This is a genomic window from Haemophilus sp. UMB1048, assembly GCF_030218125.1.
Lineage (GTDB): Bacteria > Pseudomonadota > Gammaproteobacteria > Enterobacterales > Pasteurellaceae > Haemophilus_D.
In genome coordinates this window covers 1-260 of sequence record NZ_JASOPB010000124.1, presented here as the reverse complement: position 1 = coordinate 260, position 260 = coordinate 1, and the positions used below count along the sequence as shown (strand labels likewise).

Annotated in this window: 1 protein-coding gene; it reads left to right on the top strand. The window is 51.9% G+C overall.

All coding sequences use genetic code 11. The features are described 5' to 3' along the window. Positions 1–67 precede the first annotated feature (67 nt). On the top strand, positions 68–260 hold a 193-nt coding region (locus QP437_RS10160), incomplete at its 3' end, for a hypothetical protein (RefSeq protein ID WP_179342090.1).

Here is a 260-nt window from a genome sequence, read left to right as displayed (position 1 = left end):
CCGACCGCAAGCGATATACTGCACGACCACAACACACCGCAAAAAAACACCAGGGAGCATCACGAACATGCGCATCAGCAACATCGAATGGCTGAAGAAACGGATCGGATTCATCAGGAAGCTCGGAGAACAGACCGCACGACAGAGACAGATTATTGACCTGATCGACAACGAAGCCGGACTCACAGAACAGGAACGCAAACTCCTCCACGTACTGGCAACAGCGGAAAAAAACGACTTACAGGCACAGGAGAGCGAAC